The 22,118-nt window shown below is 49.9% G+C and carries 18 protein-coding genes and 2 tRNA genes; 2 read left to right on the top strand and 18 right to left on the bottom strand.

Going from position 1 to position 22,118, the window contains the following annotated elements:
• Positions 1–23: 23 nt before the first annotated feature.
• Positions 24–96, top strand: a tRNA-Phe gene (locus MJZ25_01055).
• A 144-nt stretch (positions 97–240) separates the two neighbouring features.
• Here MJZ25_01055 and MJZ25_01050 read toward each other — a convergent pair.
• Positions 241–1,395, bottom strand: a complete 1,155-nt coding sequence (locus MJZ25_01050) for an HD domain-containing protein (GenBank protein MCQ2122752.1) — start codon at positions 1,393–1,395, stop codon at positions 241–243.
• 84 nt (positions 1,396–1,479) lie between these two features.
• Here MJZ25_01050 and MJZ25_01045 point away from each other — a divergent pair.
• Positions 1,480–1,560: transfer RNA gene (locus MJZ25_01045), tRNA-Ser, on the top strand.
• A 36-nt stretch (positions 1,561–1,596) separates the two neighbouring features.
• On the opposite strand, the gene MJZ25_01040 is transcribed toward MJZ25_01045, so the two are convergent.
• The 17 genes from MJZ25_01040 to MJZ25_00960 all read right to left on the bottom strand — a co-directional run bounded on the left by MJZ25_01040 (position 1,597) and on the right by MJZ25_00960 (position 22,068).
• Positions 1,597–2,343, bottom strand: a complete 747-nt coding sequence (locus tag MJZ25_01040; GenBank protein ID MCQ2122751.1) for a ComF family protein — start codon at positions 2,341–2,343, stop codon at positions 1,597–1,599.
• A 42-nt stretch (positions 2,344–2,385) separates the two neighbouring features.
• Positions 2,386–3,642, bottom strand: a complete 1,257-nt coding sequence (gene rodA / locus MJZ25_01035) for a rod shape-determining protein RodA (protein MCQ2122750.1) — start codon at positions 3,640–3,642, stop codon at positions 2,386–2,388.
• Positions 3,639–5,546 (bottom strand): penicillin-binding protein 2, encoded by a 1,908-nt coding sequence (mrdA, locus tag MJZ25_01030; protein ID MCQ2122749.1) that lies wholly within the window; start codon positions 5,544–5,546, stop codon positions 3,639–3,641. The genes rodA and mrdA overlap by 4 nt, the downstream gene beginning before the upstream one ends.
• Positions 5,539–6,027 carry a rod shape-determining protein MreD gene (mreD, locus tag MJZ25_01025; protein ID MCQ2122748.1) on the bottom strand — a complete coding sequence of 163 codons (489 nt, stop codon included), beginning with the start codon at positions 6,025–6,027 and terminating at the stop codon, positions 5,539–5,541. The genes mrdA and mreD overlap by 8 nt, the downstream gene beginning before the upstream one ends.
• Positions 6,020–6,769, bottom strand: a complete 750-nt coding sequence (gene mreC, locus MJZ25_01020; GenBank protein ID MCQ2122747.1) for a rod shape-determining protein MreC — start codon at positions 6,767–6,769, stop codon at positions 6,020–6,022. Before mreC ends, mreD begins: the two co-directional genes overlap by 8 nt.
• A gap of 95 nt (positions 6,770–6,864) precedes the next feature.
• Positions 6,865–7,887 carry a rod shape-determining protein gene (locus tag MJZ25_01015; GenBank protein MCQ2122746.1) on the bottom strand — a complete coding sequence of 341 codons (1,023 nt, stop codon included), beginning with the start codon at positions 7,885–7,887 and terminating at the stop codon, positions 6,865–6,867.
• A 66-nt stretch (positions 7,888–7,953) separates the two neighbouring features.
• Positions 7,954–8,322, bottom strand: a complete 369-nt coding sequence (locus MJZ25_01010) for a hypothetical protein (protein ID MCQ2122745.1) — start codon at positions 8,320–8,322, stop codon at positions 7,954–7,956.
• Positions 8,323–8,418: 96 nt separating this feature from the next.
• Positions 8,419–9,750 (bottom strand): hypothetical protein, encoded by a 1,332-nt coding sequence (locus MJZ25_01005; protein ID MCQ2122744.1) that lies wholly within the window; start codon positions 9,748–9,750, stop codon positions 8,419–8,421.
• Positions 9,751–9,909: 159 nt separating this feature from the next.
• Positions 9,910–10,854, bottom strand: a complete 945-nt coding sequence (locus tag MJZ25_01000) for a TonB family protein (protein MCQ2122743.1) — start codon at positions 10,852–10,854, stop codon at positions 9,910–9,912.
• 3 nt (positions 10,855–10,857) lie between these two features.
• The gene (locus MJZ25_00995) at positions 10,858–11,352 is read right to left on the bottom strand and encodes a biopolymer transporter ExbD (protein MCQ2122742.1); all 495 of its coding nucleotides are present in this window, start codon (positions 11,350–11,352) and stop codon (positions 10,858–10,860) included.
• Between the two features lie 2 nt (positions 11,353–11,354).
• A complete protein-coding gene (locus tag MJZ25_00990) occupies positions 11,355–12,251 on the bottom strand; it encodes a biopolymer transporter ExbD (protein MCQ2122741.1) in 897 nt (298 codons plus the stop codon).
• A 38-nt stretch (positions 12,252–12,289) separates the two neighbouring features.
• The gene (locus MJZ25_00985) at positions 12,290–12,910 is read right to left on the bottom strand and encodes a MotA/TolQ/ExbB proton channel family protein (protein ID MCQ2122740.1); all 621 of its coding nucleotides are present in this window, start codon (positions 12,908–12,910) and stop codon (positions 12,290–12,292) included.
• A gap of 188 nt (positions 12,911–13,098) precedes the next feature.
• Positions 13,099–16,911 carry a hypothetical protein gene (locus tag MJZ25_00980; protein ID MCQ2122739.1) on the bottom strand — a complete coding sequence of 1,271 codons (3,813 nt, stop codon included), beginning with the start codon at positions 16,909–16,911 and terminating at the stop codon, positions 13,099–13,101.
• Positions 16,912–16,992: 81 nt separating this feature from the next.
• Positions 16,993–19,242: a tetratricopeptide repeat protein gene (locus tag MJZ25_00975; protein ID MCQ2122738.1), complete on the bottom strand. Its 2,250-nt coding sequence runs from the start codon at positions 19,240–19,242 to the stop codon at positions 16,993–16,995.
• Between the two features lie 11 nt (positions 19,243–19,253).
• Positions 19,254–20,771: an OmpA family protein gene (locus MJZ25_00970; GenBank protein ID MCQ2122737.1), complete on the bottom strand. Its 1,518-nt coding sequence runs from the start codon at positions 20,769–20,771 to the stop codon at positions 19,254–19,256.
• A 177-nt stretch (positions 20,772–20,948) separates the two neighbouring features.
• A complete protein-coding gene (locus MJZ25_00965; GenBank protein MCQ2122736.1) occupies positions 20,949–21,149 on the bottom strand; it encodes a hypothetical protein in 201 nt (66 codons plus the stop codon).
• 124 nt (positions 21,150–21,273) lie between these two features.
• Positions 21,274–22,068 (bottom strand): 1,4-dihydroxy-6-naphthoate synthase, encoded by a 795-nt coding sequence (locus MJZ25_00960; GenBank protein ID MCQ2122735.1) that lies wholly within the window; start codon positions 22,066–22,068, stop codon positions 21,274–21,276.
• Positions 22,069–22,118 lie beyond the last annotated feature (50 nt).

Genomic DNA, 22,118 nt, shown 5'->3' with positions numbered 1-22,118 from the left:
TACTATATTTGGTTCACTCTTTCGGCGCTGTAGCTCAGTTGGTAGAGCAGCGGACTGAAAATCCGCGTGTCGTCAGTTCAACTCTGACCGGTGCCACGAAAACCTCTAACGCAAGTTAGAGGTTTTTTTGTTGTCCAGGACAATATGCAATAGATCGAGGCAGGCCCACGCCATTACTAAGCTCTAACACAACTTAAGTTCTAGCGCCGCGGGCATAGAAAAAGGCGCCTCTTTTAAATCCTAGCGAAGGAATTCATCCAATGATGAAGCGTCTTCTTCGTGAATGTCACGGTAGCAGGCAAACAATTCATCCCAATGTTCAAGGAGAACGTCCACGATCTCCGGCTGGAACTGGGCTCCGCGCTGATTGATGAATTCTTCCTTGACGCGGGCTTCGGGCCACGGACGCTTGTAGCAGCGCGGGCTGGCCAAGGCGTCAAGCACATCGGCCACAGCGCAGATACGGCCTGCGTACGGGATATCCTCGCCCTTAAGGCCCAGCGGGTAGCCCTTGCCGTCCCAGCGTTCATGATGGGAGCGGGCAACACTTGCGGCAAAGCGCAGCAACTTGCGTTTGGAATTGCAAAGCATGTTGTAGCCCAATTCCGAATGGGTCTTCATGATTGCATATTCCTGGTCAGTGAATCGGCCCGGTTTGTTAAGCACAGCATCGGGAATACCGATCTTGCCCAGGTCGTGCATCGGCGTTGCGAGGCGGATATTCTCCACGTCCTCCGCAGGAAGTCCGAGGTATTTCGCTAGTTTGTACGAAATTTCAGCCACGCGCTGAATATGGTCGCCAGTCTCCTGGCTGCGGTATTCAGACACTTCACCGAGAATATGAATGATTTCACGCTGGGTAGCTTCAAGTTCCGCGGTCAACATGGCGGATTCCACGGTCTTTGCGGAATACACGGCAGTAAGGCGCAGGCGTTCCAAGTCTTCCTTGGAGAACACGGCAGAGTCGCCCTTCTTGTTAATCGCCTGAAACACACCCATCACCAGGCCCTGGGAGTCCATCAACGGCACCGTCATCACGGACGTGGTGCGGTACAAGGTCTTCTCGTCGCTACGGCGGTCAAACCTGGGGTCTTGGTAGGCGTCTTCAATCAAAAGGGATTCGCCAGTCTTTACGGAATAACCCACAAAGCCGGCAGTCAGAGGAATACGGAGTTCATCGACACCATGGGCGACCTTGGTCCATAGTTCGCCTTCGTCCTCGTCCACAAGCCACAAGGAGCAGCGATCAGCAGACACGATGGAACGGCCCAGATCTGCCATCAGGACCAGCAAGTTGTCCATCTTACGTTCTGCCGCAATTTTCGGCATGTAAGAGAACAGAAGCTCCAGGATCTTCCTGGATTCCATGTCTTGTGAACTTGTGTTTACGTTCATACACCATTAATTTAGATAAACCTTTTTTATTTAGACAATCGGTTGACAAAAATGGGGTAATTTTTCTAACCTTTGACCACTTTTGGAGGAATAGGCTAATTGGTAAGTCAGCGGTCTTGAAAACCGCCGCCGTAAGGCTTGGGGGTTCGAGTCCCTCTTCCTCCGCTAAAAGGACCTCAAAAGGGTCCTTTTTTGCGTTTTTTAGCAATCATCCCATGATTTACGACAATCTGCGGCAAAATCGACCACCGCAGTCACAGGTTCCTCGAACAAAAGGGTACATACCCTCAACGGCAATGGGAAATTCGAGCCAAACGCCCCCAGACAGGATTTGGTGGTCGCCCCCGTGGTAAATACATCGTCCACCACGACAACCGTGCCATGCCGGGGCAGTTCCTTTGGAAGGTTCGCCGCAAAGGCTCCCGCCACATTCAGTTCGCGCTCTTCCCTGGAAAGCTTCGTCTGCGACACGACAAACTTTCTTCGTCTAAGCCAACGGCAAACCTTACCGCCCGTCACCGTCGCCAAGGCCGCAGCAATTTTCTCCGCCTGGTTATAGCCACGCTCACGATAGCGGGCCCTGTGCAAAGGAACCGGCACGAAAAACAACGGACGAGGAAGTTCCGCAAACAGAAGACCAATTTCCCCGCCTTCTACCGCCGACGATCGCCGCACCAGGTACATGGCCATTCCCGGAACGGTTTTGTACTTCAGGCAATGAATCAACCGACGCGTCAATTGTCGCATCGGAAACAGACAGTACACATCCGCTTCAGGAAACTGCGACGCCTTGGAAAGCCGGCCCAGTTCAGCCATACAGGCGGGGCACAGCCAAGGATCAAGCCGAACATTAGGAGCACCGCAACCGAGGCACTCCATGCCAAAAACAAATTTCTCAAAAGTTTGTACCAGGTCCATAGTCAAAAAAAACGTGTTTTCTATAGACACGCTTTTTTCATTGAATCGGGTACTGCAATTTTTGAAAAAAAATTAAAGGCGACGACTACTCTGATAGCGCAAGCAGAACAGGAAGCCCACCAGCACTGAACAAGTCAAGGCAAACGATCCACCGTAAGAGAGGAACGGCAGCGGCAAGCCTGTCACAGGCATAAGGCCGATAGTCATGGCAATGTTCACCAGGATGTGGAACAGGAAAATCGTAGATGCACCCATGACCATCAAGGTCACGAAGGAATCGCTAGTCAACTTGCAGATGGAAGTCGCACGCCACAGGAACAAGGCGTAAAGTACGAGAACCACGGCACAGCCCGCAAAGCCAAACTGTTCACCAAGCACGCTGAAAATAAAGTCGGTATGTTCTTCCGGAAGGAACGCAAGATTCGTCTGGGTTCCGTTTCCAAAGCCCTTGCCCTGGAGGCCACCGCTACCAATTGCGGTCATGGACTGCAGCACCTGATAGCCATCACCCAGAGGGTCGCTCATGGGATCAAGGAAGGTGTTCACTCGCTTCTGCTGATGAGGCTCCAGCATATTCCACACCATGGAGCTGGCATATCCCGCAAGAATGTTCGCAAACAGGAAAATAGCATTGAGATACTTCGGCAAATGGCGTCGAACCAAGGTGAACACCACCGCACAAATCAAAAGCCCCCACAGCACTTCATATTCCAGTGACTGTGAATGGGAGAACAACACGGAACATACCGGGCTCACAATCAGGAACATATCGGCCACAGTCAGGCCTGCAAAGAAGAAGGCAACCATGGTCACTGCAATGAACACCAAGGCGGTACTCAGGTCAGGCTGCTTCAACACCAAGGCAAAGGGAACAATGAACAGAACAAAGGGTACGGCAAAAGTCTTTATTTTAAACAAACTGACAGGATGTCTGGACAGCCAGTAGGAAATCACCAGCAAGTAGGCAATCTTCGCAAATTCGGATGGCTGCAGTTTGAATATACCAAGGTCAATCCAACGGCCAGCACCCTTCACCACATCGCCCGCAAAGAACAGCACAACAACAAGCAGCACGAGAGATACCGCATAAAACGGAACCGCCACACGTTTCAACCAATCGATACGGACAAAAATCAAGGCAAAAGCCATGCCCAGACCGCAGAGGAAATACACAATCTGCTTGAACCAGAAGGTATCAAACACAGGTATTTCATCGGACACCGTAGCCGAGTACACCAAGGTAACGCCACAGGCCATCAAGGTCAGCACCAACAAGATGAAGAACCAGTCAAACTTCAAGGAATGTGCTACGAACTTTCCCGAGCTCATTGTCCATTCTCCTCAGCTTCTGTTTCTACCTCAGGAGCTTCCTCCTGTTCCTTAGCAAGTTCCAGTTCCTTCTTGGCTTCAAAGAAAGCCATCATCACCTTCTTGGCAATGGGGCCGGAAACGGCACCGCCACCACCTGCAGCTTCCATGATGACAGCCACGGCAATTTCAGGCTTCTCCAGAGGAGCAACTGCAGCATACCATGCATGGGTCTTCTCGCCCTTCTTCCATTCGCCGGAACCAGTCTTTGCACCTACACGAATTCCAGGAATGGCGCCACGCTTACCTGTTCCACCCGGATGGTTAACCACGGAATCCATGGCATTCATCAGCACGCGGTGAGTGTAAGGTTTCATTTTTCCCGGGCGGATAATTTCCGGTTCATAGCGGCGAACCACGTTGCCCTTGGAATCGCGAAGTTCCTTCATGAAGTGGGGACGATAAACACCCTTGTTTGTAGCAAGGGAACCCACAAGGACAGCCTGCTGGAGCGGAGTCACGATCTGGCCCTGGCCAATGGACAAGTTCAAAATCAGACCACGTGCCCAACGCCATCCAAGGCGTTTGTTGCGGGCGTTGAAAGAAACGGAATCCGGAAGCCAACCCGCCTTTTCACCGGGAATGTCAATACCGAGGGGCTGTTCCCCAAGGCCAAAACGACGGCCGAATTCATTGATGCGAGCCATGTCGATATCAAGGCCTGCCTGATAGAAGAACACGTCACAGGAAAGGCGGATTGCGTTCACCACGTTCAAGTTGCCGTGAACACCCCAGCACTTCTGATAACGAGAGCCATACTGATAGCCTCCAGTACAAGCCTTCGGGTAATACTTGTATTCAGAAAGGATTCCGCTTTCAAGACCAGCGCCGGACGTGACCAGTTTGAAAATCGATGCCGGCGGATAGGTACCGGAAATTGCGCGGTTCGTCAACGGACGCATGGAATCAAGAGCAACCTGGGCCCAACCCTTATTACGTTCGCGACGCTTCAGAGAGAAAATGTTCGGGTCCAAACGGGGAGAACTTACCATGGCAAGTATTTCACCCGTGTTAGGATCAAGGGCCACCAGGGCACCCTTGGCACTGTCAGGAATAGCTTCTTCCGCAACTTTCTGCAAAGCCAAATCGATGGTAGAAACAAGATGCAAGCCCGGCTCCGGTTCAGTACCTTCAACGCCAGAGACCTGGCCCACTTCACGACCGGAAGCATTCACTTCCACAAGCTTCATACCGTTCTTGCCGCGGAACTCCTTGTCGTAACCTTGTTCCAGTCCCTTCTGGCCAACACGATCACCTTGGGAATAGTCCGCAAACTCAGGAAGCTTCAGCTGTTCTTCGGAAATTTCGCTTGTATAGCCAAGGACATGGGAAGCCAAAGTTCCATAAGGATAGTCACGGCGGGATTCAATCAAAGTCACCACGCCAGGAAGTTCTGCAGAATGTTCTTCAACAATGGCCACCTGTTCCGGGGACGCATCTTCCAGCATACGAATGGGGCGGTTCTTAATCCAACGGGAACGCTGGAAGGCAGTATCCACAGAAAGAGAATCGAAAAGACGAGCACCGCTCTTGTCGCGGATTTTCAGCAAGTTGCTAAAGACAGAATCACGTTGATCTTTTTTTCGCGGGAGGCTAGATGCCATAAGCGCAATCTGATAAGACGGACGATTGCGAACCAGCACGACACCATTACGGTCGTAAATGTAGCCACGTTCAGCCACAAGTTCCACCTTACGGATTCGGTTGTTATCCGAACGCTGAAGGTTCTCATCGTAATGGGTATACTGCAACGAGAAAAGTCGAAGCAGCAAAATGACAAACAGCAAAACAACGCCTGCAAGAAAAATCAGGACATGCAAATTTTTTCTTTGCTGAATTTCGTTTTCCGATGAGAAATCAAGCATGTTTCTTCTTCTTGCCAAAATCCAGATAGAACGCAATGGCACCCACGAACATCGTGTAGATGCATTCCGGCAAAGTCTGGGTCAAGAACATGTTGGTCACCACGTCCTTGGAAAGGCCTGTGATGCCGAAATAGAACATATCACAGACAAAGAAACCAAGACCAAGAACGCCAACCTTTGCAGGCATGTTCAATGTCAAGAAACGCTCTTCCAACTGGCCTACCACAAAGCCAAGAATCGTCATGGAAATCGTGCTGGCGCCGAACCATTCAATGGGTGCATAGACATCCTGGGCAAAGCCGGCCATAAAGCCCCAGAAGCAACCTGCGGCAGGGCCACGGCGGATAGCCACGGCTACGATGAAGATAATGACGAAGTCAGGACCTACGCCAAAAATCTGCAGCCATTCGGCAACAGTCACCTGAAGGCCGAAAGTCACCAGGAACAAAATCAAAACCTTAAGCCATTTCAAACTACTCATCAAGTAACTCCTGAATGACCCAGTCAGGTTCTTTTTCCATCACAAATACTTCTTCCAAAATGGCGAACTCCTGGAACGGAGCCACATCCATCAAGCGCATCACATCGAGGTCTGCCTTACGAACGTTATTTACCGTACCCACAGGAATGCCCTTGGGGAAAATGCCACCAAGGCCGGAAGTGACCAAGGTGTCACCCACCTGGATACCGGCGTGTGCAGGCACCATGGCGGTCAGCATGTGGCCATCCTTGGATTCAAGGAAGCCCACCACTCGAGTTCTGCGTTCCATCACGGAAAGCTTCAAGTTCGGATCCACAAGGAGTTGGACGCGGGAATGGGTCATGGCAGCCTTGGTAATCTTGCCCACAAGGCCGTTCATGGAAAATACGGGCATGTTTTCATGGACACCATGACGCGTACCGCGGTTGATCACGAGCGTTGTAAGGAATCGTCCGGGGTTGTGGCCAACCACGCGGGATGTCACAATGGGATAATCCCACTTGTCGTCAAAACGGACCAGCGTATGCAGTCTAGCCAATTCCTGCAAACCCTCGCGGGCATGGTAGGTTTCCTGACGGAGGCGAGCATTTTCTTCCTTCAGCTGTTCATTTTCAACAGCCACTTCGCGGAAGGAATTCAGCGAGGAAGCCACAAGCTGAGCCGGATAGAAAACAGTGCCCAAGGCGGTAGAAACAATGCTTTGACGTATTGTTCCAGGAGCCTGGCGCATCAGAAGTCCCAACAGCAGAAAAAAGGCAAAAGCGACAACGCCATGCCTTTGAGTAAACAAGTCGACTATAAAGCGGAAAGCCCTAAACATCGAACTTCAAATGTGGGTTAGTTAGAGGAAGCGATCAAAACCGGACGGTACTTGTCCAAGTCTTCAAGGATGCGTGCGGCACCCTTACAGACGCTGATCAAGGCTTCGTCGATAACGTTCACAGAAAGACCCGTTTCCTGACGGATACGTTCGTCGAAACCACGAAGCTGAGAACCACCACCAGTCATGATGATGCCCTTATCGTAAATATCAGCAGAGAGTTCCGGCGGAGTGATGCTCAAAGCCTGCTTAACAGCTTCAACGATAGCGGTTACAGGTTCATTCAAGGCTTCACGGATTTCAGCGCTATTGATGGTCATGGTGCGAGGCATGCCAGCGATGAAGTCGTGACCCTTCACTTCCATGGAAAGTTCTTCTTCCAGAGGTACTGCGGAACCGATCTGCATCTTGATTTGTTCTGCGGTGCTTTCGCCAACGCAGAGGTTGTACATGGTGCGGAGGTAGCGGACAATAGCTTCGTCCATTTCATCGCCGCCAACGCGTACGGAAGCGTTGCAAACGGAGCCGTTCAAGGCAATTACTGCGATATCGGAGGTACCGCCGCCAATATCAACAATCATGTTACCGACAGGGTCTTCAACAGGAATGCCCATGCCGATAGCAGCAGCCATAGGTTCGTGAACCAGGTGGACTTCCTTAGCGCCAGCCTGCTTGGCAGCGTCGATCACGGCACGCTTTTCCACTTCGGTAATACCGGAGGGAACACCCACAACAACGCGGGGCTTCACCATCCACAGCGGATACTTCTGAACGCGCTTGATGAAGGTCTGGAGGAGGTTTTCAACCAGTTCAAAATCAGCAATCACGCCATCGCGCATGGGACGTACGGCACGGCTTTCGCCCGGGGTACGGCCAAGCATCTTCTTGGCTTCAAAACCGATGGCGGAAACACGGTTATTCTTGCTGTCCACAGCGATAACCGTAGGTTCGTTAATTACAATGCCCTGACCTGCAACGTGGACCAAAGTGTTTGCAGTGCCAAGATCAATACCGATGTCACAAGAAAAAAGACCAAACAAGGGACTCGTCCTTTTTTGAAAATGAAACTAACCGCAAAAAATATAACTATTTACTACAAACTTGTGTTACTCGGGAATCGTATCTTTACCGAATTTTAACGTTTTCAAATAACGGTCCCATTTGCGTGTATGCACGTCGTAACGGTACTTGCGTTTCTCATGCATACCGATATTCTTGAAGATAAAGAAATCGACCTCGGCATAGGCTGCATAGATTCTTGCTTCAGCACCTTCAAACAGTCTAAAATCCTTCACGCGGTAGTAAGGAGTATCGAGAATGGCCTCTCTGTCGTTGTTGGAAGTACGCATGGTTTCCGCCACCATGAACTTCAAGTCTTCCTGAAGGTACGGAGTTAATTTGTTCTCAATACGTTCCGTAGGTTCGGAACAACCAATCAAGGCAAGCAAAAATGCAATCAAAAGAAATTTCTTCATACCTCAAAAATATAAAAATGATGAGCTCTACTTCGTAAATTTATTGCATAAAAAAAGACGCCCCAAAGGAGCGTCCTTGAATCTTTTTTTCTAATCCTAGAAGCTGTAGGTTGCGTCGAGGCGAGAGAAGATTCTGCCTTCACCCTGGAACGGGTTGCGGAACAGGAGGTCTTCTGCCACGGTAACGTCAATCTTCAAGCGTTCTTCAATGTTGATGCCGAAGCCGAAGCCAACGTGGTCATCGTTAGTGCCGTCAGCAAGGGGATTGGTAGAGAAGAAGTTGCCGTCGGCCTTGCACTTGCCGTAGCGGTTTTCCGGATACTTTTCGTCGGCACCAATGCCATGGCTGTTTCTGTCAACATCGCAGCTGGTGTAAAGAATGGACTTCTGGCCACCGACGCGGATGACGAACCAGTCCCACCAGATGTTACGTTCGATACCGAAGCTGATCTTGCCGCCAATGTCCTGACGGATATCCCATCTGATGTCGTTTTCGTCGTCATCGAAACGAGCGTCATAGAGCCAGCCGTTCTTTGCAGTGTCGAAATACAATTCATGAGACTTGGTGTGGTTCCAGACGAAGTCAAGACCCATCCAGAAGAAGCCGCGATCCATAGCGACATTGATACCGACACCAGCCTGAGCATGCTTGTCGTCAATGCCCGGAGCGTTGATGAACTTAGCAGATGCTGCAGGAATCAATTCACCGTCGATAGCATCGAGAGTGAAGAATGCGCGAGCCTTAGCCAAGAAGGAGAAGTTGCCATCATCAAAGAAGCTGTGATGTTCCGGACCGTACTGAATACGGGCAAGACCAATGGACAGTTCGTAGGAAGTACCACTACCAACCTGGAAATTCAAACCACCATCAAGCTGAACGATAGAAGCAAATGCATCGCTGTTGACCTGATAGGAACCGCTCTTTTCATCAAGTTCGCCGCCGTCCTGGTGTGCGATATAGATGTGCAAGCCCCAAGCGTCACCGCTAGTGAAGGTGCCTCCCAAGAAACCATCGAAATTGGTCACGGTAGTGGGAACTGCAACCTTGGTATTGTCATCAATCTGAACATAGTCCGGCAGGTACTTGGCAAGTTCAGAAGAACGGCCAAACAAGCCACCGATAGTAAAGCGCGGATCCGGATTATTATCATCACCCAAGGAAAGGGAGAAGATACCACCGAAAGTCGGGTGCATCGGGTCCTGGTTAGATCCAACAGCCGGATGTGCATCGGTATAGGAACCGAAGCCACCGATCAAGTAGTTGGAATACAAACTAGCATTTGCCGGATTATCGAAAATGCTGACGTCGTCCATGAGGTAAGTAGTGTTCTTACCCATAGATTCAACACGAGCAAAAGTAGCGAATGCGGAACCAACGCCAAAGACACCAATAGCGGCGCCAACTGCAGCAGCTGTTCTTAAATTCATTTCAGACTCCTAGTAAAAATTCTGTTATAAAGTTAGTTTAAAAAAATGTTAAACGCAATAAAAATTTAAACAATTGTTCTTTTTTTTAAACATTTGTCTGTACACAAAAAAAGAGCCAGACTTTGCAGTCTAGCTCTTTTTCGCTTCACGAATAAAGAATTATTCAGAGAAGGTGAACGGAATCGTCACAGTTGTGTTACCGGACTTAACCTTGCTGAACTTCCAGCGGCTAACAGCGGTCTTGATTTCACCATCAAATTCGCCGAAACCAGTGGTAGAGGAAGCAATGGAGATGCTGATAACTTCGCCACCCGGAGCGATTGTGAACTTCAAGGTAACCTTACCCTGGAAGCCCGGCTTCTTCTTCAGGAACTTGTTATAGATGTGACGGAGACCCGGAGTACGCTGACGGACAACCTTCATGATGTCTGCAGCAGAACGGGAACCACCACCAGCGCCCATATCGATATCACGTTCAGACGGGGTCTTGATGGAGCCCTTAGCCTTAGTAGCGATACCACCGCCACCACCGCCAAGGAGGCCAGCCAGACCGTCACCGATACCACCGGAACCGCCTTCAGCGTAACCTTCGTTAAAGCCACCATCAGCCTTACCGCGACGACCACCGAGAACAGTCTTACCTGTAGTCTGGAGGCCAGCCACGTCCTTAAGCACCTTGTCGATGTCCTTAGAGAACTTCTGGTTCTTCATGAGGTCATATGCACCGGCACTTGCGTTCTTGGTCTGAGCTGTGAGGAGCTTAAGCACACCACGAGTCTGGGGAGCGTTGGGCTGACCCTTACCACGCGGCTTGCCACCACCACCAGCCTTCTTACGAGGCTTCTTGGGTTCTTCCTTCTTCTTTTCTTCCTTCTTCTCTTCCTTCTTTTCTTCGATGGACATAGAAGTAGTCAGATCAGCAGCTGCAGAGTCATCGAACACGACTTCGTCCACAACCTGTTCGTACATGGAAGCCCAAAGGCAGATTGCCAAAGCTACTACGAGAGAGATACCGGCGATAGCACCCATCTTCTTGTCGGATTCCGGCATGAGAGATGCTACTAACGGGTCTACGACAGGAGCTTGCTTTTTAGTCTTTGCCATATATTAGTCCTCCCCGCCGTTCTTTTCCATCACGGCGAATGCAATATTGGTGTAACCGGCAAAGCCACAAGTAGCCATTACCTTATACATTGCATCGTAAGGGATGTTCTTGTCGATCTGCACAACGATGTGGCCGGCTTCGTCAGCGGGGAGACCTGCCTTAAGGGCATGTTCCTGTTCCACTGCGCGACGTTCCTTCAGCACAGAGTCAACCTTGGTCACAAGGAGATCTTCCTGCTTCAGGACATCTTCGGTCGGGACAACCTTAGCATTATCAACGAGCACGTAATTGTTATCAACGATAACCACCAGGGAAACTTCCTTCGGCTGCACACGAGAGGTGGAAACCGGCAGAATCAAGTTTTCAGCCTGAGTCAAGAGCTGACCTTCTGCGTCCATGTTCTTAATCATGAACACCAGAATAATGGTCATCATGTCCATCATGGACGTAATCGAGAACGGGACGTCTTCACCGTATTTACGACTTCTTCTAGCCATGATTAACCTCCCAGCTTAGCAAGATTGATCTTGCTGAAACCGGCTTCTTTAGCACGGTCCATAAGTTGAATGATCTTGTCGAACTGAGTATCGTCGTTTGCAACGATGATGATGTTATCAACGTCATCAAGGTCGATGAACTGAGTGTGGATCTGGATGAGGTCCTTAGCAATCAGGTCATAAGCAGAGAGCGGGTGAATGAGGTTCTTGGCAGCTACATCCGGTTTCAGCTTACGAGCAGAGTTCGGAGTAAGGGTAGCCAAGTCAGCACCTGCGCTGGGCTTCTTGAGAGCAGAAGGCGGGTTCAGACCCATAGCGCCTTCACCAGGAGCCATGAGGAAGTTGTTGTTGCCATCTACGTATGCAGAGTCAGCAATTGCTTCTTCAGCAGTACCACCATTGGTGTAGACTGCCCAAAGAACGCGACCCGGATCTTCTTCAGATTCTTTGTTGATTGCCCAAAGTTCAATGGTTTCGATTTCATAAAGATACTTTTCTTTATCCATTTCGGAGCCATCTTTGCACTTGGGACCATGACCGCCATCAACAGCAGCCTTCACATCGTCCGGAGAGTAAGTAACCAACTTAGCGTCGGACTTGCAACGGAATGTCCACATTTCCTTGAAGTAGACATTGGGCTGGAAACCACCACGAGCACCGATCACCAGGTAATCACCGGTGATAGCGAGGGAGAGGTTCAGAGCCTGCTGGTCCGGTTCCGGAGGGGTATCGTTGTCCATCTGCATCATGGAACGTTCCGGCAGATTGACTTCAACGATAGCCAGCTTGGAGAAGGCAGCCATAGACAACAGCATAGGAATCAGGATTGTGAACAAGCCCATTGCCGGCAACAGGTCCGGTTCTTCAGGCTTTGCTGGTTTCTTAAGTTGTCTTGACATATTTTATAAACTCCAGTTAATTGTAATTACCTAAACAATTATGCCAAGGAGTTGATGATCTTGAGGCCCTTTTCTTCCATTTCCTGGATGAGGCGTTCAGAGTTCATGTTGAGGAGGCCAACGATGACCAGAAGAGGCACTGCAGAGAGAAGGCCGAGGAGGGTGGTACCCATAGCGATAGCAATACCGTCAGAAAGAGCCTTAGCACGTTCGGAAGCCGGCTTGTTAGCAACAGCGTCGAAGGTGAAGATCAGACCGTAAATGGTACCCATAAGGCCGAGCAAGGTAGAGATGGATGCCATAACCTGAATGATGGAAATGTAGCGAGTCAGACGGGGAGCTTCAGTAAGGAAAACTGCATCGCAAGCAGCAGTCATGGTTTCGCGACCACCGTTACGAGCGGCAACGATAGCAGCCATAACGCGAGCAACCGGGAGCTTTGCAGAGTTAGCCAGGTTGAGAGCCTGATCGTACTGCTGAGAAGAGATGAGCTTACCGAAGTCAGCGAGGAACTTTGCACGACCCTTACCGCTCTTGAGCATGATGTAGACAAAACGTTCGATGGAGAAGCCAAGGCCGATCAGGAAGACGACCAAGATGATCCACATGAACTGCCAACCATCGGATTCAGGGCTGAAGGATTGAAGCATTTTAGACATTAGAGTACTCCTTTCATTGAGTGTTTTTTTGTTGTTTTTGATAATCTTCGTTCATATTTATTTTTTTTTGGGCAAATTAGGGGCTCGGGACATGTAAAACTTGTTTTACAAAATCCCAAGTGCCTTTTTTTGCCTGAATAAATAGGGGAACCCTATGAACTAGGTCCCCCGTAAATTTGTTTTTACCGCTAGTTCATGCCTGCTGCGTCGTCTGCAGCACCCATGCCAGCGCCGACACCAGCGTCAGCCGGAGCCATCTGCTTCTTAAGGTCAGCGAGTTCAGCCTTCAACTTTTCGTTTTCAGCCTTGCCTTCCTTAATGATATCGCGGTAGGTAGCGATCTGTTCTTCCGGAGTCATGACTTCAGACTTGGAGATCTGTTCGATACGAGCCTTGGTCTTGAAGTATGCCGGGTCGGAGAACAAGGTAGACGGGTCAAACTTTTCGATCTTGGTGTTCAAGGTTTCGTCGTTTTCGTCGAGAGTCTTGAGCAATTCGAAGAGCTTTGCAGTCCACTGGTTATCGATACCGTAGTGAGCGGATGCCTTGATACCGGTTGCGCACTGCGGCTTAGCCAGTTCCTTAGCACCTTCAGAACGAGTGTTCAATTCTTCACGATAAGCTTCGAGGTCTTCGTGAGCCATTTCGATAGCGTCTTCCTTAACAGCGCCTTCGTATTCGACGTATTCCTTTACGATGGCAGCGGAGTCCGGAAGCGGAGAGTTAGCGAATGCGTCAGCAACTTCGACGAACACTGCACAACCCTGGTAGTACATTTCGATATAGCCTTCTTCAGCTTCGACCACGTCCTTATTGTAGAAGCCCTGGTCACGAGCAAGGTCGATGTTCTTCTGGAAGATCGGACGAGCCTGTTCGTAGTAGCTCGGGAGCTGCTGGACGATACCGATACGTTCTGCGAAGCGTTCGTCTTCCTTCTTACCGTTAAGTTCCTGTTCACGGATCTTAGCAGCCATGGTAACGAACAACATACCCATACGGTTGGTAGCGCGGAAGGTCCACTTTTCAGATGCGTAGGTAGCAGACTTGGAGTAATGACCCATAGCCTTCTGGAGGATTTCGACCAACTGCTTGATGATCTTAGCCTTATCCTTGTCCTTACCCTTGATCACGATCGGTGCCATCTTATTGTATTCACGTTCACCGAGGTAGTAAGCAGCTTCTGCCGGGACAGCCGGGTCTGCATTCTTGATCTGAAGACCGAACTTATCGTAGTTCTTCAAGGTTGCGTCGTAATCGGCGATAGCCTTGTCTTCGTCCTTAAGTTCCATGTAAGCACGAGCAGCACCGATGTAGGCAGCGATCAGCTTTTCCTTGTCTTCGTTGTAGCTCTTGATGAAGTTGTGGTATTCCTTAGCAGCGAGGTCCCACTTCTTGCCGTTTGCATAAGCCATCGGGATGGAGAATGCAGCGTCGAGAGCGTAGGTGCTCTTCGGATAGTCACGAACGAGGTCCTTGTTACAACGGATAGCTTCGTCAACCATCTTAGCTTCGTCATAGCTCAAGCATGCGCTATAGAGGAAGGACGGAGTCTTTTCGTTCTTCGGGTAACGCTTGTAAGCGATTTCGTAAGTGGTTGCAGCGGTCTTCTTATCCGGGATGGAGTCGTAGACCTGAGCAGCGAAACCGATAGCCTGGAAGGCCATGGAGTCCTGCGGGAAGTTGTTGGTGATGAACAAGAAGGTCTGTGCGGCTTCGCGGTTACGCTGTTCGAACACCTTCTTATTATTCTTGTTAGCTTCTGCTTCCTTCTTGTAGTCGGATGCAGCACGGAGGATACCCTTGATGGTGAGCGGAGATGCAGCGTACTGCTTCGGCAACATCATGAAGGTTTCAGCAGCCTTCACGAACTGCTTTGCATTTTCATAAGCAACTGCAGCTTCGAACACAGCCTTGTCAGCAATGTCGATCTTCGGGTAGAGCTTCACGAGTTCCAAGTAAGCGCCAGCACCCTTTTCGTTCTGGCCGTTCTTAACAGACTGTTCAGCCTGCTGGAAGAGAACGTAAGCAATAGCCTTTTCGATTTCAGCAGCCATGGAGTCGTTTCTGGTAGCCTTGACATCATGATACTGCTTGTAGAGCCATCTAAATTCAGTAAGAGCTTCGTCGAGCTGGCTAGATTCCAAGAGGGACTGAGCGAGCATACGGCTGATGAGCAAGATGTACTGATGGTTGGGGAACTTCTGCTTCAAGTCGCGGAGCACGCCAACAGCAACCTTGAACTGCTTTGCATCGTAGTGAACGATAGCAGCGTTGTATGCAAGTTCTGCAGCTTCCTTGTTCTGACCGTACTTAGCCATGTACTTCTTAACCTGTTCGAAGTAGGCCTTGGTTTCCGGGAGAGAGTAAGCCTTAACATTGTCGTCGCCAGCCTTGTTCTTCTTTGCGTTTTCGCGAGACTGGTCCATAGCAAGCACAGCGTTATAAGCAGCTTCTTCCTTCTTCAGGAGAGCATCAGAACCCATGGGACGACGGCCGTAACGGGTAGTATCGGTGTCGACGATCCAGTTGAACATCTTTGCAGCGTTAGCATACTGGCCCATTTCCTGATAGACGAGAGCGAGGTTGATGTGAACCTTGTATTCGTCCCAGGTCGGTTCCTTCTTGTAACGTTCCAAGAACTTTTCGTAAGCCTTGATAGCTTCTGCATACTGCTTCTTACCGGCTTCCAAGTCACCTTCCTTGGTGAGCTTAGCAGCGCGTGCGTGGTGGTACTGCGGGATGTCGAGCATAGCGCCACGGATAGCAGTTTCAGCATTCTTCACAGATTCCGGATACTTCTGGTTCTTCTTGTACCAGGAAGAGTTACGGTCATAACGCTTCACAACAGTGTAACGATGAGCCTGAGCATCTTCGAACTTCTGCTGGACGATCAAAATTTCGATCATAGCGATATCAGCCAACGGAGCATCGATGTAGTCCGGGTTGATATTCATCAAACGCTTGAAGGACTGGACAGCTTCTTCGTTACGGTCATGGTCCTTGTTCTTCATACCGATACGGTAGTAGACGGAATCCTTGAACGGAACCTTCTTATCCTTCAAGAATGCTTCAGCTTCCTGGACACCACCACCTTCCAAGTCAGAGAAGGATGCAGCCATGAAGTCCATAGCTTCTGCGCGCAAGTCAGCAGGGTATTTACCCTTGTCTGCACCAATGATATATTCGTAGTACTTAATTGCAGCGGTTTCGTATTCTGCAATGTTATAGTAGGATTCTGCCAAGTGGTACATTGCCAAGGCAGCTTCCTTACCGGTCAAGCTTTCGAAGCCAGTCACCTTCTTATAGGCGGCGATAGCATCGCGGAACTTACGGTTCATGAAGTGGTATTCAGCAATACGGAGCCAAGCCTTCGGGACAAGGCCGTTGTCCGGGAAGTTCTTGACGAGGCGATCACGAAGCTTGAATGCCTTTTCGTCTTCACCGGAAGCTTCCTGCACAGCAGCAGCCTGGTAAATAACGGTCGGAGTCTTGGATTCCTTCGGATACTTATCGATGTATTCGAGGAAGTAGCCGAGAGACTTCTTATGGTCAGCCTTCGGGAGCTGGTCAATGTTAGCGCACTTTGCCGGCTTGTTATCACGGTCTGCGCACCATGCTACGTCTTCTTCGTACTGAGCGTTCTTGTCCAAGAACTGCTTTTCTTCCAACTGGAACTGATAGTGACCGAGCTGCTGGAGAGCGGAAGCGCAACGTGCGTTCTGCTTACCCTTACAGTTGTTCACCTGCTTTTCCCACTGGGCGATAGCCTGACGCATACCATCTTCGTCAAGACCACCAGAACGGCAAGCCTGTTCGGCCTGGTTCTTCAAAACTTTATAGGAGCCAGCACACTGGGTCTTTTCGGGGCCCTTAGGCATAGCCTTACATTTTGCAGCCAACTTCTTGGCTTCGGCTACTTTGTCTTTACAAGGGTCGGACGCTGCAAAGGAATTACCAATCAGCGAGCAAACGATTGCACCAACAAGCATTAATTTTTTCATCTTTCTCTTTCCACCTAATAATTTAAAAAAAGGGGAAGACCTAGAGAACTAAGTTCTCCAGGTCTAAGCTTCATTCTTTTATTATTCCAGATCTAAGTCGTCATCCAAAGCGTCGAGTTCTTCAGCAGCCTGAGAACTACCAGCGCCCTGACCCATCTTGGTCTTAACGGTTGCCAAGGTAAAGCCTGCGTCATCAAGGATACGCTTACGGTTGGATTCAAAGCGGTCACTCTGAATTGCCTTGAGGTTGAAGGCAGCGTAACTTTCGATAGCGGCGTTAGCCTTATCAAAGGACGGCTTCAAAGCTTCACGCTTGCTCTGCACACGCGGAGTGGGGAGCTGACGAGCGAGATCCAAAGCCTTAGTCTGGACAGAATCAAATTCATCCTGCATGGAGTCGTATGCCTGGCGAGCACTGTCACGAGCAGCAACAGAGACAACCGGCTGTTCGGTGCGCTTTTCAGCCTGTTCAAGAGCCTTGACAGCACCGTTGTAATCCTTCTTCATGAAGTGGCAGTAACCAACCACCAAGTAAGCTTCAGAAACCAGGAAGGATTCCGGAAGGTTCTTGATGATCCACTGAGCCGGCTTCATAGCATCGTCCGGCTTGTTAACCTTGAGGAAGGACCATGCAATACCGAGCATAGCTTCATCGTAGACCGGAGAGCCAGCCTGAACCTGTGCGTACATCTGAGCTGCAGCACTGATGTCAGCCTTTTCACCAGAGAAGAAGATATGACCGAGCTTGACCTTAGCGGCATCCTGCAAGTCACGTTCAGACTGGTTGGAAACCGGCTGTTCGGTAATGTCGCGGAAGCTGTTTTCAGCTTCGTCCCACTTACCAAGGCGGCTATAAGCGATGCCCATGGTATAGCGAGCATAGAAGTAGTTTGCGTTACCCGGAAGGATTGCTGCGAGCAGGTCAACTGCTTCCTGGTAGAGGCCCTGTTCAAACTTGATCTGACCAGCAACGTAGTCAGCGTCAGCCTTAACGTCGCTTTCACCGAACTTCTGAGCAATGTTCTGGTACTTGGACATAGCTTCAGTGTACTTGCCTTCCTTGTAGTCGATGTTCATCAACTGGAAGTGGTACTTAGCACGCTGGTCACTCTGCGGATAGCGCTTGATAGCGTCTTCGTAGACAGACTTTGCAGCCTTGTGCATACGGAGGTTTTCGAAGGACTTTGCCTTATAGAAAGCAGCCTGGTCAACAAGGTGGAATGCGGGGTACTTGGTCTGAACCTTACCGAAAGCATAAGCTGCTTCGAGGAACTGACGGTTCAAGTAGAGACGCATTGCAGCACGGTAGTCGTTTTCAGGTTCGATCTTCAAGCGACGATAACGTTCTTCACCGATCTTTTCTTCACGAGTGTCACCGAAGCGGGAAGTAATCTTCACAGCCCAGATGAAGCCACGATTCTTCTTAGCATAGAGGTCATCGTGAGACATTTCGAGATCGAGAGCGAGGTAACGGAAGATGCTAACATCCTTGACGTTCACAGTAGCACCAGCAACCGGGTAGCCTTCCTTTGTGAAGCGGAGACGGACACCAAGGTGCGGGGAGAGGAAGTAGGTCAAGGTAAGGCTGAATTCCGGATTAACGCCGCTACCACCTTCTTCATCAGCATGGAAGATGTCGATGAGGGAGATTTCTGCCTTGGCTTCGAGAGTACGGTTGAGGCCGCGGTAGAAGAAGGAGACGTTGAGGTTACTCGGGATGTTGTAAGCATCGCTGCTACCACTACCGAAGAAACCCGGAACAACAAAAGTAAAGCCATCAACATCAGCAGTGCTGATACCCGGCTGAGCAACGTTCTGCAAAGCAAGGCCGATCAAGAGGTAGCCGTACTTGGAAGAAGAGAGTGCATTGACGGTAACACCGAGGTCTGCACCGAAGGTCAGCTGAGTGGTTTCATCGAACTGGTTGATGTAAAGGATAGAGAGGTCAACACCAAGGGAGACGAACTGCATCATGTTGTAAGCATAGCCAACCAAGATAGAGTATTCGCCGTAGGACTTGCCACCTTCGATGGATGCACCGTTTTCGAAAAGAGACACGCCCAAAGTGTGCTTGTAATCCCAAGGATAAGTTACACTGACATATTCCTGGCTAGCTTCACCACTAATGGAGCTGAAGAATGCAGCGCTGACTTCGAGCTGTTCGGTTTCAGCGATGCCTGCCGGGTTGACGTACATAGCGGTGTTGCCACCAAATTCTGCAAACCAGTCGTTCTGCTGATACTTATGGGGAGAATAAGTTGCATCAGCAAACAAGGAAGTGCTAGCGACGGAGAGTCCGAGAACTGCGGTTTTAATAAAATTAGAACGCATCACCTACTCCTTTACTTCATATCCGTGCGGATGAACTCGATACGACGGTTCTGAGCACGACCTTCAGGGGTTTTGTTAGAAGCAACCGGCTGAGAATCACCCATACCGTCAGTGACAATTCGGCTTTCGTCGATACCCTTTTCGACGAGGAAGTTCTTCACTGCGGCAGCGCGGTCAGCGGAAAGCTGCTTATTCTTGTCCTTGTTACCAACGTTATCGGTATGGCCGACAATCTGGAAGGTAGCATCGGTAAAGGTTTCCATGATGTCCACAACCTTCATAAGAGAGATGTAGGAGTCCGGAGTAATGGTTGCCTTACCAGATTCAAAGTTCACACCTTCAAGAACGAAGCGCTTCTTCGGCGGCTGCGGAACTTCATCCGGGCAACCATCATCGTCCTTATATTCGTTCTGGGTTTCTGCCTGTTCCGGGCAGAGGTCAACACCCTTACAGATGTGAGCGAAATTGGAGAGCATGCCCTTGGCTTCTACCCAAGGATCGCAGAGACCGTCACGGTCGTTATCGGCATCCGGGCAACCATCGTCGTCCTGATAGCCATCGAAGTCTTCAGCTTCTTCCGGGCAGTTGTCGAGACCGGTACAAATGGATGCGTACTTGTCTGCAACGCCTTCTTCAGAAACCCAAGGATCGCAAAGGCCGTCGCCATCGGTATCCGGATTACGGGTTTCTTCAACAGCTTCATCTTCCTTCACCAGTTCGGTAGCAGTCAAACCGATGTCCATCTTACCCTTACCGCGCTTGAGCATCGGAGAGGTAGACTGGCAGTAGAAGTTCGGCTTGGAAAGAGAAGCATTCATGAACTTCGGATCCAAGGAAACGTTCGTACGGTTAACCTTGATGAACTGGTTGAACGGATAATAGTTCTTGTAGATGTTGTTGTATTCCACCTTCGTCTGACCGGCAGCCGGGTCAGCAAACACACCGTAGTAGTGGTTTTCCATGAAGATGTTGTTACGGGCGACCACGTTGGTCGGTCCCTTCAAAGCAAGGCCAGAGTAGCCGTTGCGAAGGACAACGTTCTGTTCAATGTAAGCATCGAGAGACTTAGCGCCCCATGCGAGGATGCCGGACCAGCGGTTGCCGTACACCACGTTGTTGCGGAGGTGAGGCAGAGAAATGAATGCGCCGATACCAGTTGCATGGTTGTCCATCACGTAGGTGTGGTGGATGTAGGGAGCAGCGTTTTCGCAAAGAATACCTTCAAGACCGTTTCTCACAGTGAAGTGAGACATTTCGGCGCCAGAAGTACCCATGACGGTCGGACCGCGACGGCCACCATCGATGATGGTAGTGAGCGGATCTTCGCCCTTAAGTACAACACCCATGATCAAGGTGATGTTTTCGTTATAAGTACCGCGCTTAACGAAGATGGTATCTCCGGCGTCGGCGTTACCGAGAGCGTCTGCAATCTTGCTGTAATCACCAGGCACATTGATATTCTTGGCCATGGCGGTTCCGGTAAGAAGCATTGCCCCGGCCGTAATTAAGACCAGTTTCTTTAGGGTCATACTGCTACGTTTCTCCAATCATAGAACACTTTAAATTCTTCAACTTATACGCCACCCAGTTCGGGCGACATAAAATCCAAATGGGAATATACCTTCAAAAAGGGCTTTAGTCAAACGATTTTCGCAAAAACGGGCAAAAAATGTTGTGATTTTAGCACTTTGGGAGGTACCCGAAGGTTAATCTTCGGAGGCCGGTTCAGCCTTTTCGTCCTCTTTCTTAGCTCCTTGGATAGATACACGGATTTCCTGGCAGGTCTTCTTGATGTCCTGCAGGATCTTGCGAGCACGAGTTCCGGCAGACTTGTTGCCGCGAGAGAACTTGTCGTATTCGCGCTTGAAATTTTCGACTTCTTGGTCCAGATCGTTCACTAAGCTCATAAGTAAACTCCACTTAAAATATGCAGTATGGAAAATAAATAAAGTTTTTTGAAAAAATTCGCCATTTTGTAAAACAACGTTTACATTTCCATAATATTACAATAAAAATGTACAAATTCACAGTTTATTCACAATGTGATAACCGCCACAGGTTTTCTAGAGCGGCCCAACCCCTCTCCCCCACGTTTTCGGAGAAGTCATTGACGAACATATTGATGTGATCTTCCATCACCTTTTTGTCCTCGATTTGAGCCTTTTCATCAATGAAAGGTGTGACAAGTTCAGAACGACCGCGAGCAATTTTCAGACTTTCACGAATTTCATTTTCCACCAGCGCAATGGTTTCGTCGCCAAGGGAACGGCGGGCAACAGAAATGCCAAGGGGTATGGGAGTTCCCGTTTCCTGTTCCCAGAAGGCGCCAAGGTCCTGTAGCAAATGGAGGCAGTCCCGCTTCCAGGTGAAGCGATGTTCGTGGATGGTCACACCTTGTACGTAATCCTTGGAGAGGAGACCTTCGTAGACCTGATTGAACAAAGCGAACTGGAGGTCAGGTTTTCCACCAAACTTCTTCTGATACCAAAACTTGAACAACAAGGCGGCAGTGGTGTTTGCGCCCGGCAGAACCGTAGGGGCGTTTCCGTCAAAGGAATCGGCGCTAGAGGAAAGAAGCAACGGGCCGCACCCATAGCCAATAGCTCCGCCACAGCCGAGGCAACGGTAATCCTTCTCAATTTCGGGATATACCTGGGCACTAACCTTTGCCACATCCAGCTTTCCCGCCATGATCCATTCGTTCAGGGTCTGGACATCAGCAAAATGGACATCCCATTCAAAGGGAGAATTTTCGAGGCCATGAACGAGGGCTTCGTAAATGTAGGTGTCGTTGGGACAGGTGGAGATTCCGAGAGACAAGCGCATGGTTCTAGTTACGAGGTTCGAGGTTCGAGGTACGAGGTTCGAGGTACGAG

The organism is Fibrobacter sp., from assembly GCA_024399065.1.
GTDB lineage: Bacteria > Fibrobacterota > Fibrobacteria > Fibrobacterales > Fibrobacteraceae > Fibrobacter.
Note: the sequence above shows the minus strand (reverse complement) of the source record. Positions and strands in the feature narration are given on the sequence as shown.